Origin of the sequence: Sanguibacter keddieii DSM 10542, assembly GCF_000024925.1 — a bacterium.
GTDB classification, from domain to species: Bacteria; Actinomycetota; Actinomycetes; order Actinomycetales; family Cellulomonadaceae; genus Sanguibacter; species Sanguibacter keddieii.
On record NC_013521.1, the window covers coordinates 3,138,378 to 3,154,416 of the forward strand.

The 16,039-nt window shown below is 72.4% G+C and carries 14 protein-coding genes and 1 riboswitch; of the genes, 6 read left to right on the forward strand and 8 right to left on the reverse strand.

What is annotated here, in order from left to right; translation table 11 throughout:
• Nucleotides 1-13 precede the first annotated feature (13 nt).
• On the forward strand, nucleotides 14-1,363 hold the full coding sequence (locus SKED_RS13785) for an FAD-dependent oxidoreductase (RefSeq protein ID WP_081448000.1): 1,350 nt from the start codon (nucleotides 14-16) through the stop codon (nucleotides 1,361-1,363).
• 36 nt (nucleotides 1,364-1,399) lie between these two features.
• Here SKED_RS13785 and purH read toward each other — a convergent pair whose 3' ends face one another.
• Nucleotides 1,400-3,058: a bifunctional phosphoribosylaminoimidazolecarboxamide formyltransferase/IMP cyclohydrolase gene (gene purH / locus SKED_RS13790; RefSeq protein WP_012867782.1), complete on the reverse strand. Its 1,659-nt coding sequence runs from the start codon at nucleotides 3,056-3,058 to the stop codon at nucleotides 1,400-1,402.
• A gap of 69 nt (nucleotides 3,059-3,127) precedes the next feature.
• A riboswitch (ZMP/ZTP riboswitch) is annotated at nucleotides 3,128-3,217 on the reverse strand.
• A 90-nt stretch (nucleotides 3,218-3,307) separates the two neighbouring features.
• The gene (gene purN, locus SKED_RS13795; RefSeq protein WP_012867783.1) at nucleotides 3,308-3,994 is read right to left on the reverse strand and encodes a phosphoribosylglycinamide formyltransferase; all 687 of its coding nucleotides are present in this window, start codon (nucleotides 3,992-3,994) and stop codon (nucleotides 3,308-3,310) included.
• A gap of 83 nt (nucleotides 3,995-4,077) precedes the next feature.
• Here purN and SKED_RS20060 point away from each other — a divergent pair, with 83 nt between their 5' ends.
• Entirely contained in the window at nucleotides 4,078-4,644 is a 567-nt protein-coding gene (locus SKED_RS20060) for a hypothetical protein (protein WP_143755745.1), read from the forward strand.
• Here SKED_RS20060 and SKED_RS20355 read toward each other — a convergent pair.
• From SKED_RS20355 to sucC, 3 genes are all read right to left on the reverse strand, one after another.
• A complete protein-coding gene (locus tag SKED_RS20355; RefSeq protein WP_169310147.1) occupies nucleotides 4,620-6,230 on the reverse strand; it encodes a cell division protein PerM in 1,611 nt (536 codons plus the stop codon). The two genes, SKED_RS20060 and SKED_RS20355, sit on opposite strands and share 25 nt — an antisense overlap.
• Before the next feature lie 268 nt (nucleotides 6,231-6,498).
• Complete coding sequence (gene sucD / locus SKED_RS13810) at nucleotides 6,499-7,389, reverse strand: succinate--CoA ligase subunit alpha (RefSeq protein ID WP_012867786.1); 891 nt, start codon at nucleotides 7,387-7,389, stop codon at nucleotides 6,499-6,501.
• A gap of 33 nt (nucleotides 7,390-7,422) precedes the next feature.
• A complete protein-coding gene (gene sucC / locus SKED_RS13815; protein WP_012867787.1) occupies nucleotides 7,423-8,595 on the reverse strand; it encodes an ADP-forming succinate--CoA ligase subunit beta in 1,173 nt (390 codons plus the stop codon).
• Between the two features lie 256 nt (nucleotides 8,596-8,851).
• On the opposite strand from sucC, the gene SKED_RS13820 reads away from it, so the two are divergent.
• Genes SKED_RS13820 through SKED_RS13835 form a run of 4 tightly spaced genes read left to right on the forward strand, consistent with a single transcriptional unit; the run spans nucleotide 8,852 to nucleotide 11,380 of the window.
• Entirely contained in the window at nucleotides 8,852-9,145 is a 294-nt protein-coding gene (locus SKED_RS13820; RefSeq protein WP_012867788.1) for a hypothetical protein, read from the forward strand.
• On the forward strand, nucleotides 9,139-9,600 hold the full coding sequence (locus SKED_RS20360; RefSeq protein WP_012867789.1) for a hypothetical protein: 462 nt from the start codon (nucleotides 9,139-9,141) through the stop codon (nucleotides 9,598-9,600). Before SKED_RS13820 ends, SKED_RS20360 begins: the two co-directional genes overlap by 7 nt.
• Nucleotides 9,600-10,490 (forward strand): ATP-binding cassette domain-containing protein, encoded by an 891-nt coding sequence (locus SKED_RS13830; protein WP_245534666.1) that lies wholly within the window; start codon nucleotides 9,600-9,602, stop codon nucleotides 10,488-10,490. Before SKED_RS20360 ends, SKED_RS13830 begins: the two co-directional genes overlap by 1 nt.
• Nucleotides 10,487-11,380, forward strand: coding sequence for a hypothetical protein (locus SKED_RS13835; protein ID WP_012867791.1), 894 nt, complete (start codon nucleotides 10,487-10,489; stop codon nucleotides 11,378-11,380). Before SKED_RS13830 ends, SKED_RS13835 begins: the two co-directional genes overlap by 4 nt.
• A 90-nt stretch (nucleotides 11,381-11,470) precedes the next feature.
• Here SKED_RS13835 and SKED_RS13840 read toward each other — a convergent pair whose 3' ends face one another.
• From SKED_RS13840 to pcrA, 3 genes are all read right to left on the reverse strand, one after another.
• Complete coding sequence (locus tag SKED_RS13840) at nucleotides 11,471-12,586, reverse strand: magnesium and cobalt transport protein CorA (protein ID WP_012867792.1); 1,116 nt, start codon at nucleotides 12,584-12,586, stop codon at nucleotides 11,471-11,473.
• Nucleotides 12,583-13,146: a GNAT family N-acetyltransferase gene (locus SKED_RS13845; protein WP_245534566.1), complete on the reverse strand. Its 564-nt coding sequence runs from the start codon at nucleotides 13,144-13,146 to the stop codon at nucleotides 12,583-12,585. Before SKED_RS13845 ends, SKED_RS13840 begins: the two co-directional genes overlap by 4 nt.
• Before the next feature lie 109 nt (nucleotides 13,147-13,255).
• Complete coding sequence (pcrA, locus tag SKED_RS13850) at nucleotides 13,256-15,997, reverse strand: DNA helicase PcrA (protein ID WP_081448002.1); 2,742 nt, start codon at nucleotides 15,995-15,997, stop codon at nucleotides 13,256-13,258.
• Nucleotides 15,998-16,039: the final 42 nt, after the last annotated feature.

A 16,039-nucleotide genomic window follows, 5' to 3' on the forward strand; every position in this document is an offset into this window, starting at 1 on the left:
TACCGTTGGCAGCATGCATCGAGCGCCTTCCTCCCCCGCGTCGCCGCACCTGCCGTCCGAGCTCGACGACACAGATCCCCTCCCCGGACCCGCGACGGGCCCCTCGGTGGTCGTCGTGGGTGCCGGTCTCGCCGGGGCGCAGACCGTGGCCGCGCTGCGGGCGGGCGGCTCGCTGGGCAGGATCACCGTGGTGGGCGCCGAGGGCGTCGCCCCGTACGACCGCCCACCCCTGTCGAAGGAGCTCTTCACCCGGCCCGCGCCCGCGTGGGTCGGGGACGAGACCGGTGCCGACGTCGAGGCCCTCGCCGACGAGACGGTGCTCGACGACCCGGCGGTCTCCCTGGTCCCGGGCCGCGACGGCGGCCCGAGCGTCGTGACCACGGCGTCCGGACGGCGGCTCATTGCGGACGTGGTGGTCCTGGCCTGCGGGTCGGAGCCGGTGCGGCCTGCCGGGTGGGAGTCGGCCCGGACGCTGCACACCCTGGCCGACGCCGCGGTCCTGCGCGACGAGCTCACGGCGGGTCGCCGACTGGTGTGCGTGGGGGCGGGCTGGATCGGGGCGGAGCTCGCCGGTGCGGCGGCCGCGGTCGGCGTCGAGGTCACCGTGGTCGAGGCGGCGGCGGTGCCGCTGCACCGTCAGCTCGGCCCCGAGGTCGGCGCGCTGCTGCGCACCTGGTACGGCACGGCGGACGTCACCCTCGTCACCGGGGTCACCGTGACGTCGGTGGGCCCCGAGGGCGTCCACGTCGACCACGGGACCCACCGGGAGATGCTCGGCGCGGACGTCGTCGTCGCGGCCGTCGGCGCGCGACCGGCCACGTCGTGGCTGGACGGCGCGGTGCCCCGCGGCCCCCGCGGAGAGGTGCTCACCGACGCGCACGGCCGCGTGCTCGCGGACGCTGCGGCGCAGGACGTCCCCGACGCTCCGCAGCCCGCCGTCTGGGCCGTCGGCGACTGCGCGACCCGCACCGACCCCGCATGGGGTCACGTGCACGGCGGTCACTGGTCTGCGGCGCTGCTCGACCCCGGGACGGTGGCCCGGTCGGTCCTCGGGCAGGACGCCGTCCCTGTCCCGGCGCCCTACGTGTTCTCGAAGCAGCTGGGGCACGACCTCGCGCTCTTCGGCCTCCCCGACGCCGGCAGGGACCGCGTCGTGCTGCGCGGCGACCCCGCTGCCGGAGGGTGGGTCGCCTGCTACGTGTCGGACGGGGGGCTCGTCACCGGGATCCTCGTGGTCGACTCCCCGCGGGAGGTGGCGGCCGCCCGCCGCCTCATGGCGCACGGGCCGGCCCGGCTCGACCTGGGCCTGGTCGCCGACCCCGGGGTCCCGCTCAAGACGACCGCGGTGGCCCTGCCCGCCTGAGCAGGACCACCGTGGGACGTCGTGGTGCTCGTCGCCTCAGTGCGCGAAGTGGCGCGTCCCGGTGAGGTAGAGCGTCACACCGGCGGCCTCGGCCGCGGCGACGACCTCGGCGTCACGGACGGACCCGCCCGGCTGCACGACGGCGCGGACACCGGCGTCGAGGAGCACCTGGAGGCCGTCGGCGAAGGGGAAGAACGCGTCGGAGGCCGCGACGGCGCCACGAGCACGCTCGACGTCACCGGAGTTGGCACGCTCGACCGCGAGACGGCAGGAGTCCACGCGGTTGACCTGACCCATGCCGACGCCCACGGACGCCCCGCCGTCGGCGAGGAGGATGGCGTTGGACTTCACGGCGCGGACCGCGCGCCAGGCGAACTCGAGGTCGGCGAGCGTCTGCGCGTCGGCGGCCTCGCCGGTCGCGAGGGTCCAGCTCTCGGGTGCGTCGCCACCGGTCTCGGAGGCGGCGTCGACGAGGTCGACCTCCTGGACGAGGAGACCGCCGCTGATCGGGCGGGTCTCGACCGTCGTCGACGGCGCGCCGTCGACCTGGAGCAGGCGGATGTTCTTCTTGGCGCTGAGGATCTCGACGGCCTCGGGCTCGAAGCCGGGGGCGACGACCACCTCGGTGAAGATCGGCGCGATCTGCTCCGCGGCAGCCTTGGTGATGATGCCGTTGGCGGCGATGACCCCACCGAAGGCGCTCAGCGGGTCGCAGGCGTGGGCCTTGGCGTGCGCGTCGGCGATGTCGGTGCCGACGGCGATGCCGCAGGGGTTGGCGTGCTTGATGATCGCGACGGTCGCGCCGTCGTGGTCGTGGGCGGCGCGCCATGCGGCGTCGGCGTCGACGTAGTTGTTGTAGCTCATGGCCTTGCCGTGCAGCTGGACGGCCTGGGCGAGTCCGCCGGTGGCCCCCTCGGCGACGTAGATCGCGGCACCCTGGTGCGGGTTCTCGCCGTAGCGGAGCACGTCGGAGCGGGTCCACGTGGCCCCGCGCCAGGACGGGAACCCGGTCGAGACGCCGAGGCCGTCGGTCCCCTCGGTGAGCACGACGTCGGTGGGCGACACGACCTCGCTCATCCACGTGGCGACGGCGACGTCGTAGCTCGCGGTGTGCACGAAGGCCTGGGCGGCGAGCGCCTTGCGCTGGGCGTAGGTGAACCCGCCGTCCTGGACGGCGGCGACGACCTCGGGGTACGCGGCGGGGTCGACGACGACGGCGACGCTCGGGTGGTTCTTGGCGGCGGCGCGCACCATCGACGGTCCGCCGATGTCGATCTGCTCGACGCACTCGTCGGGGGTGGCGCCCGAGGCGACGGTCGCGGTGAAGGGGTACAGGTTGACGACCACGAGCTCGAAGGGCGTGATGCCGAGCTCGTCGAGCTGGGCGAGGTGGTCGGCCTTGCGGGTGTCGGCGAGGATGCCTGCGTGCACGCGCGGGTGCAGCGTCTTGACGCGGCCCTCGAGGCACTCGGGGAACCCGGTGAGCTCCTCGACGCCGGTGACGGGCACTCCCGCGGCGGCGATGGTCGAGGCGGTCGACCCGGTCGAGACGATCTCGACGCCGGCAGCGTGCAGCGCCTGGGCGAGCTCGGCGAGGCCCGTCTTGTCGTAGACGCTGACCAGGGCGCGGCGCACGGGGCGCTGCGAGTCGTCGTCGAGCTGGGCGACAGGGACGGACGGGTGTGCTGCGGACATCAGGGGTCTCCTCCGGGCTGCGGTTCTCGTGAGACCGTCCGTCCAGGTGCGACGGAGCGGTGACGTGGACCCAGGCGCCCAGGCGGGCGGCGCAGCTGCGGGGGCGTTCCGGTCGCTCCCCGGTGGTGAACCCCACCCTCGCCAGTCGCGACCAGCATCCAGCCTAACCGAGATCGGTCGAGGGCTGAAGGGGCAGACGACGGCTGTCGCCGGCAGGCGAGGCGGGTCGGCCGCCGGCGACGGCTGGGCTCAGCCCTCGGGCGTCCCGACGACGACCCGACGGCCGTCGACCGTCAGCCCGCCGCGCGCGACGCGCCCGACCCACTCGACGAGCAGGGACCGCTCGACGGTCTTGATGCGCTCGTGCAGGGTCGCCTCGTCGTCGCCGTCCTCGACGGCGACCACGGCCTGCGCGACGATCGGCCCGGTGTCGACCCCTGCGTCGATGAGGTGCACCGTGCAGCCCGTGACCCTCACCCCGTAGGCGAGGGCGTCACGGACACCGTGCGCGCCGGGGAAGGACGGCAGCAGCGCCGGGTGCGTGTTAAGGGTGCGGCCGCCGAACACCGAGAGGAAGCCGGCACCGAGGATCCGCATGAAGCCCGCGCTCACGACGTAGTCCGCGTGGAACACGGCGACCGTCTCGGCGAGCGCCCGGTCCCAGCCCTCGCGCGTCTCGAAGTCCTGGGGCTCGACGACGGCGCACGCGACCCCGGCGGTACGCGCGTGCTCGAGGGCACCGGCGTCGGGCTTGTCGGTGACGACGGCGACGACGCGCGCGCCGTAGGCGGGGTCGTCGTGGGCCGCGAGCAGCGCCGCGAGGTTGCTGCCGGCACCCGAGGCCAGCACGACCACGCGGGCCGTCGCGCTGTCGCCGCGACCGACGACGGGGACGGTGCTGCCGGACGGGGTACGGACGGAGTCTGCAGGAGTCACGGTCGGAACACTAGCGTGCTGGCCCGCCGGGCGCGGCGGGGTCCCGGGCACAGGACCGCCCCCGGGTACGGGATGATGGTCCGATGGGAAACCCGTACGCCCCCAAGCCTCCGGGCAGTCCTGCCCCGCCGCCTGCCGCTCCCCCGGTCGAGCACCCGGGGCAGCCCGTCTCAGGACCGCCGCCGGGCGGACCCGACGGTCTGGGTCCCGAAGGCACCCGCCCTGAGAGCCCCGGCCCGGCCGGTCCCCCGCCTCGTCCTCCCGTCGACCCGGAGCAGGCCCGCCGGGCGAGCCGCGCCGTGATGGGCTTCGGCCTGGTGATGCTCGCGTCGCTGCTGCTCTCGTCCGTCGACCTGCCGTGGCGGATGCTCAGCGTCGTCGTCGGCGTGGTCGCCCTCGTGGTCGGGGTCCGCGCGCTGCGGACCGTGTGGCGTGCCGGGGTGCGCGGCCTCCTCGTCGCGGTGCTGGCGGCGGGGATGACCATGACCGTGGTGCTCGCCGTGTCGACCCTCGCGGTGATCCCGGTGTGGCAGATCGAGATGGACCGCCAGCACTGCCTCGGGCAGGCCATCACCGTGGCCGCGGAGTCGTCGTGCCAGACCGCCTACGAGACCGCGATCGACGACTACACGTCGTCGCTCGCCCGCTGAGCGTCGTCGGAGGGCGTGGCGGTGGTCGACGCGCCTGACGCCTTCGGGACGGAGCTGGTCGCGGTGGTCTTGCTGGCGCTGCCAGGCTCGGAGACCGTCCCCGACGTCGACGGTGCGCCCGCACGAGACGGCGCAGGCGTGCCCCCGGCGGTCTCTGCCGCTGCTGACGAGTCTGCCGGTGCCGTGCACGCTCCGGCCTTGTCGGCTCCGGCCTTGTCTGCTCCAGCCTTGTCTGCTCCAGCCTTGTCAGCCCCGGCCTTGTCAGGTGAGCCGTCCCCCGCTGCGGCGCGCTCGCCACCCGCGCCCTCTCTCCGGCGCGACCGCATCGACCGCCAGGCCGAGGCGAGTGCCGCGTGCACCTCGGCGCGGGTGACGAGCAGGACGAGCAGCGCACCGGCACCCACCTGGGCTGCGACGCAGGCTCCGAGGTAGACCGGCGAGGCCCCGACGTCGGCCAGCCGCCCAGGGCCGGCGACGCCCGAGGCGAGCGCGACCATGGTCCCGGCGGCCACGCCCGCCCCCGTACCGACCAGCCCGGCGACGACGACCGTGTGCCACCACAGCATGTGCTCGGTCCGACGGCTGGCGACCCAGCCGCCGACCACACCGGCGACCCCGACGAGGACCGGCGCCCAGACACCGACCCCGCCGCCGGCGGACGGCGCGGGGAGCGCTCCGAGCAGCGGGATGGCGGGCAGCGGCGCCGAGGTGACGAGATCGGGCCCGAAGTGCGTGCCGGAGCCCACGGCGAACCCGGGACCGGCGATCCAGGTCCCGGCGAAGACGGCGAGGTTGGGCAGCAGCGCGAGCTGGGCGATGCCCAGGGAGATGCTGCTGGCGGCGTCGAGCCGCAGGTCGCTCAGGACGTCTCCGACCGTCGACCAGCCGATCATCACCCAGAGCAGGGTGAGCAGGCCCGAGAGCAGCGCGACGACCGCAGCAGCGGTGGCGGCGCCGCGGGCACCGTCACGGACGACCTGGGGCAGCCGTGCGGCGAGCACCGCCGCGCGGTCGGCGAGCGGCCCCGGCTCTGGTCCGGTGAGCAGCCCCCAGCACAGCCCGACGAGCGCGACCGCGAGCCCACCCAGGGCTGCCGAGGTGAGCTGGAGCCCGCTCGTCGACCCGGTCGAGACGGCGACGAGCAGCGTGCCGACGGTGTAGGTCGCCGCGGCCGACCAGAAGGCGGACCGGGTGGGGACGATCGTCCGTCGGGCCGACACGAAGACGGCGAACACCGCGGCTGCGGTGATCCCGAGCGGGACGATGGTGACGGTCGCGATCCCGGTCACCAGCGGGACGCCGTGCCCGAGGAGCCAGAGCCGCGACGCGACGGGCACCGCTGCGGTCCAGCCCGACGTGCTGGCGCTCAGCTGTGCGTTGGCCGCGACGGCCATCGCGATCGCGGGGACGACGACGACGGCGAGGGAGAACACGACCGCCTGGATCGCGCCGAGGACGCCCGACACCCAGGGGCCACCGAGCGACGAGGGCCCGTCGGAGCGGGTCGTGGTGTCCTGCTCGAGCGTCCGACGCACGCCGACGGGGCGGCCGCTGGTCGGGTCGTCGCTGCGAGGTCCACGGTTCACACCGACCATGGTCCACCGTGCCGAGGCCCAGTCGAGGGATGCCGGGCGGTGAGCCGGACGAAACCGCCGTGAAAGTTCTGCGCAGACGCGCCAGGGCGCACCAGCAGGCACCTGCGAGCGGCGGGTGACTGCCACCGGCACCGACGACAGCAGGCCCGCCCCGGTCGAGCCGGGACGGGCCTGCGTCTGCGCTGCTGGGTGCTGCTGGTCGTGCTGGGTGCTGCTGGGTCGTGCCAGGTGCAGCCAGGTGCTGCTCGAGCCCGGTGCGTCAGGCGGAGAGGATCTCGCGCATGAGCGACGCGGTCTCGGACGGCGTCTTGCCGACCTTGACCCCGGCGGCCTCGAGGGCCTCCTTCTTGGCCTGAGCGGTGCCCGAGGAGCCGGAGACGATGGCGCCGGCGTGGCCCATGGTCTTGCCCTCGGGTGCCGTGAAGCCGGCGACGTAGCCGACGACGGGCTTGGTGACGTGCTCGGCGATGTACGCCGCGGCACGCTCCTCGGCGTCCCCGCCGATCTCGCCGATCATGACGATCGCGGCGGTCTCGGGGTCGGCCTCGAAGGCCTCGAGGGCGTCGATGTGCGTCGTCCCGATGATGGGGTCTCCGCCGATGCCGATCGCGGTCGAGAAGCCGAAGTCACGGAGCTCGTACATCATCTGGTACGTGAGCGTGCCCGACTTGGACACGAGCCCGATCTTGCCGGCGCCCGTGATGTTCGCGGGGATGATGCCGACGTTCGACAGCCCGGGGCTGATGAGCCCGGGGCAGTTCGGGCCGATGAGCCGCACGCCACGCTCCTGCGCGAGCGTGAAGAACTCGGCGGTGTCCTTGACGGGGACACCCTCGGTGATGATGACGACGAGCGGGATGCCCGCCTCGATGGCCTCGACGACGGCGGCCTTGGTGAAGGCCGGCGGCACGAAGATCACGGAGACGTCGGCGCCGGTCTCGGTCATCGCGTCGGCGACGGAGCCGAACACGGGGACGTCGACGCTCGACTCGCCCTTCGGGAAGGTGACGGACGTGCCGGCCTTGCGCGGGTTCACGCCGCCGACGATGTTCGTGCCCGACGCCAGCATGCGCGTGGTGTGCTTCTGGCCCTCGGAACCGGTCATGCCCTGAACGATGACCTTGGAGTCCTCAGTGATGAAGATTGCCATAGTTGTGTCGCTTCTTCTCTCGTTCGGGTGCGGTCAGACCGACGCGTGGGCGAGCTCGGCAGCCTTGTCGGCGCCGCCGTCCATGGTGTCGGCGAGGGTCACGAGCGGGTGAGCGGCCTCGATGAGGATCGCGCGTCCCTCCTCGACGTTGTTGCCGTCGAGACGGACGACGAGCGGCTTGGTCGCAGCGTCGCCGAGGACCTTGAGGGCTCCGACGATGCCGTTCGCGACGGCGTCGCACGCGGTGATGCCACCGAAGACGTTGACGAAGACGCTCTTGACCTGCTCGTCGCCGAGGATGACGTCGAGACCCGCGGCCATGACCTCGGCCGAGGCGCCGCCGCCGATGTCGAGGAAGTTGGCGGGCTTGACCCCACCGTGCGCCTCGCCGGCGTACGCGACGACGTCGAGGGTGCTCATGACGAGCCCTGCGCCGTTGCCGATGATGCCGACCTCGCCGTCGAGCTTGACGTAGTTGAGGTCGTTCTCCTTGGCCTTGGCCTCGAGCGGGTCGGCCGCGGCCTTGTCCTCGAGGTCGGCGTGCTCCGCGTGGCGGAACCCGGCGTTCTCGTCGAGGGTGACCTTGCCGTCGAGGGCGACGATCGAGCCGTCTTCCGTGCGGACGAGGGGGTTGACCTCGACGAGCGTCGCGTCCTCCTCCTTGTACACGGTCCAGAGCTTCTGGAACGCGTCGACGACCTGCGCCTTGATGTCGTCCGCGAAGCCTGCGGCCTCGGCGATCTCGACGGCCTTGGCCTCGTCGATCCCGACGATCGGGTCCACGGCGACCTTGGCGAGGGCCTCGGGCCGCTCGACCGCGAGCTGCTCGATCTCCATGCCACCTTCGACGCTCGCCATGGCGAGGTACGAGCGGTTGGCCCGGTCGAGGAGCACCGAGAAGTAGAACTCCTCGGCGATCTTCGCACCGGCCGCGATCATGACGCGGTGGACGGTGTGCCCCTTGATGTCCATGCCGAGGATCTCTTCGGCCCTGGCGGCTGCCTCGTCGGGGGTGTGGGCGAGCTTGACGCCGCCCGCCTTCCCGCGGCCTCCGACCTTGACCTGCGCCTTGACGACGACAGTTCCTCCGCCGAGCTCTTCTGCGCCTGAGCGAGCCTCTTCAGGAGTGGTCGCGACCACTCCACCCAGCACGGGGACGCCGTGCTTCTCGAAGATGTCGCGCGCCTGGTATTCGAACAGGTCCACCCTGCTGCGTCCTTCCGTCGACCGGTACACAGATGTCTCGACATCGAGACACTTCCTCACACAGTAGTGCCGATCACCCTCTCGGCGCTCCTGACGGTGTGTCAGGTAGGCCACAGTGCGGGACGCGAGGGTCGGTCCGGAAGGACCCGTCTGTCCACAGGCTCGAGAACCTCTTGACCCATATGTGCAGAATCTGCGATGGTCTCTCTCGAAACTGGCATATCGCCTGTTCGTCACGAAAGGATCGCGTGATCACATGAACAGCACCAGGAAGACCCTCTCCGGAGTCGTGGTCGCCGCCACGCTCGCCGCCGCGGCAGTCGCCGTGCCGATGACGTCAGCGCAGGCATCGACGGCGTGCTCCGCCTCCTCGATCCGCATCAACGCCACCCCGGGGGCCGAGAACCCCTCGACCGTCAGCGGCCACTCGCACGTCACCGGAAAGCACTATGTCCGGTCCATCACGAACCGGGTCTGGTACTGGAACGCGGACAACGACAACGGGCGTACGGACCAGTGGGACACCTACCACGGCATGCAGCAGTGCTGACGGCTCCCGACCGGTGGGGTCGCCTCACCCTGGTGCTCGCCCTCGCCGCCGTCGCGCTGGCAGCGTGCAGCGACGGTCCGGGGGCTGCCGACGGTTCGAATCCTCTCGGGGTCGACGAGGGCACGATCTCGCTCGTCCCCTTCGACGAGATCACCACCACGCACTGCCTCGGGAGCTCGTACCCGGTCGACGGGATGGCCCAGACGGTCGCGTGCGGTGAGCCGGGAGCTGTCGAGATCTCCGCGGTGACGGTCTTCGGACCCGACGCACCTCCTGCCGGCAGCACTCCGCCGACCGCGGTGGTCGGCGGGTACGCCGAGGCGGCATGCGACGAGCACCACTCGGAGTGGCTCGTGTCGAAGGGCCTGGAGGGCTCCTCGCTGCTGCGCGTCGCCACCTACCCCGACGAGTGGAGCGGCCCTGGGACGCCGCTCGTCTGCGGGGCCCGCGCGTGATGCCTCCCGGCTCGGCCCTGACCTTCGAGTCGGTCAGGGTCGAGCGGGGAGGGCGCCGGCTCGTCGACGACGTGACCTTCGACGTACGAGAGCGGACCGTCCACGCGCTCCTGGGGCACAACGGAGCGGGCAAGACCAGCCTCCTGCGCGCGGTCGCAGGGCTCGTCCCGACGCGCGGCGGGACGATACGTGCCGCCAGCACCCCTGCGGTGCTCTTCGTCGGCGACCGGTACCCACCAGACCTCACCGCGGCGCAGGTCATCGATCACCGGTCGCGCCTGGTCGGCGCGACCGAGACGGCAGAGGTGGTCCGCTCGACCGGTGTCGACGAGTTCCTCACCACCCGAGGCGCAGCCCTCTCGACCGGGATGGCCCAGCGGCTCTCGATCGCCACGGCGCTCCTCTCGGGCGCCAGGGTTCTCGTCCTCGACGAACCGACGAGCGGTCTCGACCCCCAGGGCGTCGAGCACCTCCGGGCGACCCTGCTCGCGATCCGTGACCGCGGACGCACCGTCCTCGTGTGCTCGCACGACCTCGCCCAGCTCGAGCTCGTCTGCGACGACGTGACCTGCCTGCGCCAGGGACGCGTCACCAGCACGGGCCCGGTGGCAGAGGCCGCGTCCGGCTTGCCGAGCCCTCGGCAGATCCTCCGGACGTCGGACGACGCCCGCGCCGCCGAGATCCTCGACCAGCACGCCGTCCCCACCTCGCGGTCGGCCCGCGGCGTGTGTCTCCCCGCGGGCGCGAGCCTCCCTGCAGCGCTCGCCGCTCTGACCGGTCAGGTCGAGGTCCTGGAGGCGACCGTCGACCGCGGTCTCTTCGTCCGTCTCTACGACCGCGACGCGTCGGCACCACCTCGACGCACTACGCGTGCACGGCGGCGGCGATGATCCGTCTGCTCGTCGCGGAGCACCTCTGGCTGGTCCGACGTCGCCCGCTCCGCCTGGCGGTACTGCTGGCGGTCGTCTGCGCGACCGCCCTCCCGGTGGTGCGGCAGGTGCACAGCTCGACCGACGTCTCGCGGGCTCTCGCCGATGCCGAGCGAGACGCGGCCGTCGCGCTGGCCCAGGGTGTCGACATCCCGCTCGAGCACCTGTATCTCGAGCCGCGGTACCAGCTCGCGGTCCAGCTGCCCGTCGACGTCGCTGCCCTCGCTCTCGGGGTGGCAGTCATGATGCTGGTGACCTCTGCCGTCGCGGTGGGGAGCGAGTGGCGGAGCGGGACCGTGCGGCTCTCGTGGGTGACCCCGGAAGCGCGCTCCGTCCCAGCCGCTGTGCGAGTCACGGTGTGGTGGGCCGCAGGAACGGTCGTCGGAGCAGCCTCGCTCCTTCTGTGCTGCGCGGGTCTGATGATCGTCGGCCATCTCGGCGGGTTGTCGGACGGGGTGTCGGCCGTCGCGGCTGCCGGCGTCGTCGTGCGCGGCGCCCTGCTCGTCGGGGCTGCGAGCGCGGTGGGAGCGGCGACCGCAACCGTCTGCCGCTCCGACGTCGCAGTACTCACCGTCGTGCTCACCTACGTGATCGTCGTCGAGATGCTCGTCGTAGGGCTGCGCACAGGGCAGGGCTACCAGAGCCCTGGAGCACAGGCGTTCACCCTGGTCGGCGGGGTGCGCCCCGGCGTTTCTCCTGAGGTCGAGACCGTCTGCAGCCCCGCACCTCGATGCTCGGTCGTGCTCGAGCCTCTCTGGGGAGAGCCACGGACCTACTGGGCGGTCGGGCTGACCCTCGCGTGCCTCGTGCTGGTCGCCGCGCGGTCTGCCCGGAGGCCGTGGTGGAGATGACCGTGGTGGTGACGCATCGTCGTCAGACAGGCACCCTGAGGCGGTCGGACAGCCTGGGAGGCAGCCCGTCCGGCACTGGCCTGCTCGTCCCTACATCCACCGCTTGCGCTTGAACACCAGGTACAGCCCGGCTCCGAGGGCCACCATGGCCGAGACCGCAAGGGGGTACCCGAAGGTCCAGTGGAGCTCGGGCATGCTGTCGAAGTTCATGCCGTAGACCGCGCCGATGAGCGTCGGCGCGAAGAGGATCGCCGCCCACCCGGAGATCTTCTTCATGTCCTCGTTCTGGCGCTGGCTGACCAGGGTCGCGTTGACCGTGAGGATCTGGGCGAGGGCCTCGCGCAGCTCGCTGACCCGGATGTCGACACGCGTCAGGTGGTCGGTGACGTCCTGGAGGTAGGCGCGCAGCGCGTCGGGGATCCCGTACCGGTCGAAGCCGCGGCCCAGGGCGTCGAGGACCTCGGTGAGCGACGAGGTCGCGTGCTGGAGGTCGATGACCTCCTGGCTGAGCCGGTAGATCCGTTCGGTCACGGCCGGGTCGCCGCTGAACACCTGGCGCTCGATCTGCTCCTTGTCGACCGCCAGCCCGCGCAGCACCGGCAGGTACCCGTCGACGATCGCGTCGAGCAGCCGGTACAGCACGGCCTCGGGTCCGAGGGCCAGCAGGCGCTCGTCGTCGAGGAGGGTGTGGTCGGCGATCTCGGTGGAGCTGCCGGGGAGGGTGGTCTCGTCGGAGCCGTCGATCCACCGCCCGTCCTGGCAGAGCACCGCGATGGCGTGCGGGCGCACGAGCACGTGGAACTCGGAGAAGTCGACGTCCTCGATGTCGTCGAGGTAGCGGGCCGAGCGCACCACGAGGAAGAGGACGTCCCCGTAGCGCTCGAGCTTGGGGCGCTGCCCGGCGTGGTGCAGGTCCTCGACGAGGAGCGGGTGGAGTCCCCATGCCTGCGCCAGCTCGTCGACGTCCTCCGCGGTCGGTGCGGGGAACAGCGAGAGCGTCATGGTGCCGGGCTCGTCCTGCGCGTAGCGCAGCGCCTCGGAGATGCTCACCTCGGGCGGCGCCGGGGTGAGCCGACCGTCGACGACGTACCGGGTCCGGCGGGTCGACACGGCCGCCTCGGCCGGCCCGCTGGGGACGGCGGGGACGGACCGGCGGAACATGTTCCCGCGACGGTGGCCTGACCCGTCGGCGTGGCGCTGCGTCATCGTGCGTCCCCTCCTCCGCCGGCCGGCCGCAGGTCCTTGACCATCTCGACCTCCCGCTCTTCGGGGACCAACGGGTACGGGACCGTCCGCCCGGTGGCGACGAACCCTCGCCGTGCGTAGAAGGCCTGCGCACGCGGGTTGTCCTCGTGGACGTGCAAGGTGAACTGGTCTCCCTCGTGGCGGGCCCAGTCCTCGACGGCGGTGAGCATCGCGTCGGCGAGCCCGACCTCTCGCCCGCGGACGTCGGGGGCGACGTAGACGCCGACGAGCAGCGGGCCGGGGCCGACGTCGAGAGAAGCAGCCTGCTGGGCGTCGGGGACGAAGCCGCCCATCGTGGCGACCCAGCGTCCTGACGCGTCGATGCCGGCGAGCGAGATGCCGTGCTCGGCGGTGCCGCGCGCACCTCGTGCCCGCCACTCGGCCTCGCTCACGGTCTCCGCCTGCTCGAGGGACTCGACGTACGCCTGCGGCGTGTCGCGGATCATCTCGAGGCGGAGGTCGCGGACCTCGCGCCAGTCGTCGGCCGTCGTCCGACGGATCAAGAACCTGTGTGCACTCACCCGCGACAGCGTAGACCGTGCGGGTTGACACGGTCGGACCGGTCGAGACGTCGGTGCGGCGGGGCCGCCGGGTACGGGTGCCAGCTCGGTCCCCGCCGCCCCGGACCCCTCAGAGCTTGGTGACCGGCGCGAACCTCAGGAGCAGCCGCTTGGTGCCGTCGCCGCCGAAGTCGATCTTGGCGACGGCCTTGGTGCCGACCCCCTCGACGGCGAGCACGGTGCCGAGGCCGAAGGAGTCGTGGGTGACGCGGTCCCCGACGGCGAGGGACGGGATGTCCCCCTCGGCCTTGCCGCCGCCCGACCCGAAGCTGGGGGCGGCGTCCTCGGGCTGCTTCTTCCACGCCGGGATGGTGGTGGTCTTGCTGCTGCGGTAGCCGCTGCCACCGATCGGGGGCGCGAAGTCGTCGTCGTCCGACGACCGGCGGCGCTGGCCGGAGCCGTACCCACCGGAGCCGTAGCCACCCGAGTAGCCGCCCGGCCCGCGGAGCGCGGACATGCTCGACTCACGACGTCGCCAGTCCCACAGCTCCTCGGGGACCTCGTCGAGGAACCGGCTGGCCGGGAACTCGTTGGCCATGCCCCAGGCGGACCGCACCGCGGACCGTGAGATGTAGAGCCGCTCGCGGGCACGGGTGATCCCCACGTAGGCGAGACGGCGCTCCTCGGCGAGCTCCACCTCGTCGTGCAGGGAGCGCATGTGCGGGAACGTGCCGTCCTCCATGCCCGTGAGGAACACGACCGGGAACTCGAGGCCCTTGGCCGTGTGCAGCGTCATGAGGGTGACGACCCCGGGGTCGACGACGGGCGTGCCCTCGTGGCCGGAGTCGTCGGCGCTGGGGATCTGGTCGGAGTCGGCGACGAGCGAGACCCGCTCGAGGAAGTCCGCGAGCGTGCCCTCGGGCTCCGACTCCTCGAACTCGGCCGCGACGGCGTGCAGCTCGGCGAGGTTCTCGACGCGCGACTCGTCCTGCGGGTCGTCGCTGGCCCGGAGGTCCTTGAGGTAGCCGGTGCGGTCGAGCACCTCGCCGATGACCTCGGCGGGGCCCGCGCCGCCCTCGGCGAGCTCGCGGAGCCCGTCCATGAGGTCGCGGAAGGCCTTGAGCGGGGTGCGGGACCGGGCGGTGAGCCCGGGGATCTCGTCGAGTCGGTCGAGGGCCTCCCCGAAGGAGGACCTGTCGCGCTCTGCCTGGGCCACGATCATCGACTCGGCGCGCTCCCCGAGCCCGCGCTTGGGGACGTTGAGGATGCGGCGGAGGTTGACGTCGTCGTCCGGGTTGGCGACGGCACGCAGGTACGCGATGACGTCCTTGATCTCGCGGCGCTCGTAGAACCGGGTGCCGCCGACCACCTTGTACGGCAGGCCGACCCGGATGAGCACCTCCTCGAGGGCTCGGGACTGGGCGTTCGTGCGGTAGAAGATCGCGACGTCGCCCGGGCGGACCTTCTCGGCGTCGCCGAGCCGGTCGATCTCCTGCGCGATGAACCGGGCTTCCTCGTGCTCGTTGTCGGCCACGTAGCCGATGATCTTGGCGCCCTCGCCCGCGTCCGTCCACAGCCGCTTGGGCTTGCGGTCGGTGTTCCGCGAGATGACCGCGTTGGCTGCGGTGAGGATGTTCTGCGTCGAGCGGTAGTTCTGCTCGAGCAGGATGGTGCGGGCGTCGGGGTAGTCCGCCTCGAACTCGAGGATGTTGCGGATCGTCGCGCCGCGGAAGGCGTAGATCGACTGGTCGGCGTCACCGACGACGGTGAGCTCGCCCGGCGGCAGCGTCGGCGCCGCGGCCGGCTCGGTGGGCGCGGGGGCTGCGTCGCCGTCGTGCGGGGAGCTCTCGTCGTGCGGGGAGCTCTCGTCGTGCGCGGAGGCGCTGCGGGCTGGGGAACCGGCGAGCTCGCGCACCAGGATGTACTGCGCGTGGTTGGTGTCCTGGTACTCGTCGACAAGCACGTGGCGGAAGCGCCGCCGGTAGTGCTCGGCGACCGGCGGGTGCTCCTGGAGGAGCGTGACGGTCGACATGATGAGGTCGTCGAAGTCGAGGGCGTGCGCCTGGCGCAGCCGCGCCTGGTACCGCGAGTAGACGTCCGAGAGCACCTGGTCGACCTCGTTCGCGCTCGACCCCTGCGGCGACGACGCACCCGACTCCGCGGCGTAGCGCTCCGGCGTGACGAGCTCGTCCTTGAGCGAGGAGATCTTGTTCTGCAGCTGCTTGGCCGGGAACTTCTTGGGATCGAGGTCCAGCTCGCGCAGCACCATGGTGATGAGCCGCTGCGAGTCGGCCGAGTCGTAGATCGAGAAGCTCTGGCGCAGCCCGAGCGACTTCGCCTCCCGGCGCAGGATCCGTACGCACGCGGAGTGGAAGGTCGACACCCACATGCGGCCGGCGGCCGGGCCGACGATCGCTGCGACGCGCTCGCGCATCTCGGCGGCGGCCTTGTTGGTGAAGGTGATCGCGAGGATCTCGGAGGGCCGAGCGCGGCCCGTCGCGAGCAGGTGTGCGATGCGGTGCGTGAGCACACGCGTCTTGCCCGACCCAGCACCCGCGACGATGAGCAGCGGGCTCCCCCCGTGCTCGACGGCCTCCCGCTGCTGGGGGTTGAGCCCCTCGACGAGCTCGGCGGCGACACGCGACGCACGGTCGCGCGCCTGCTCGGCCGAGGCCTCCCAGTCCTGCGGGTGCGCCGCAGCCACGCGCGCGAGGGCGTCGCTCGCGTGACCTGCTGAGCCGGAGCCCGACGAGGTGCCCGACGCAGCGCTCGTCGACGCGCCCGACGGGCCCGAGGAGGCGCCTGTCGCCGACGATGTGGGGGCGCGGCCGGCGTCGTCGAAACCAGGGAGGTGATCAAAGAGAGAAGTCATAGCGGCACCAGCCTAAGCGCCAGGGCTGACACGCGGAGCCCT

Bases quoted from the DNA above. Each gene is read 5' to 3' on its own strand.
- SKED_RS20060 (WP_143755745.1), top strand. From the start codon at position 4,078: ATGGGAAACCCGTACGCCCCCAAGCCTCCGGGCAGTCCTGCCCCGCCG.
- SKED_RS13835 (WP_012867791.1), top strand. From the start codon at position 10,487: ATGATCCGTCTGCTCGTCGCGGAGCACCTCTGGCTGGTCCGACGTCGC.
- SKED_RS13840 (WP_012867792.1), bottom strand. From the start codon at position 12,586: ATGACGCAGCGCCACGCCGACGGGTCAGGCCACCGTCGCGGGAACATG.
- sucD (WP_012867786.1), bottom strand. From the start codon at position 7,389: ATGGCAATCTTCATCACTGAGGACTCCAAGGTCATCGTTCAGGGCATG.
- purH (WP_012867782.1), bottom strand. From the start codon at position 3,058: ATGTCCGCAGCACACCCGTCCGTCCCTGTCGCCCAGCTCGACGACGAC.
- SKED_RS13830 (WP_245534666.1), top strand. From the start codon at position 9,600: ATGCCTCCCGGCTCGGCCCTGACCTTCGAGTCGGTCAGGGTCGAGCGG.
- SKED_RS13820 (WP_012867788.1), top strand. From the start codon at position 8,852: ATGAACAGCACCAGGAAGACCCTCTCCGGAGTCGTGGTCGCCGCCACG.
- pcrA (WP_081448002.1), bottom strand. From the start codon at position 15,997: ATGACTTCTCTCTTTGATCACCTCCCTGGTTTCGACGACGCCGGCCGC.
- SKED_RS13785 (WP_081448000.1), top strand. From the start codon at position 14: ATGCATCGAGCGCCTTCCTCCCCCGCGTCGCCGCACCTGCCGTCCGAG.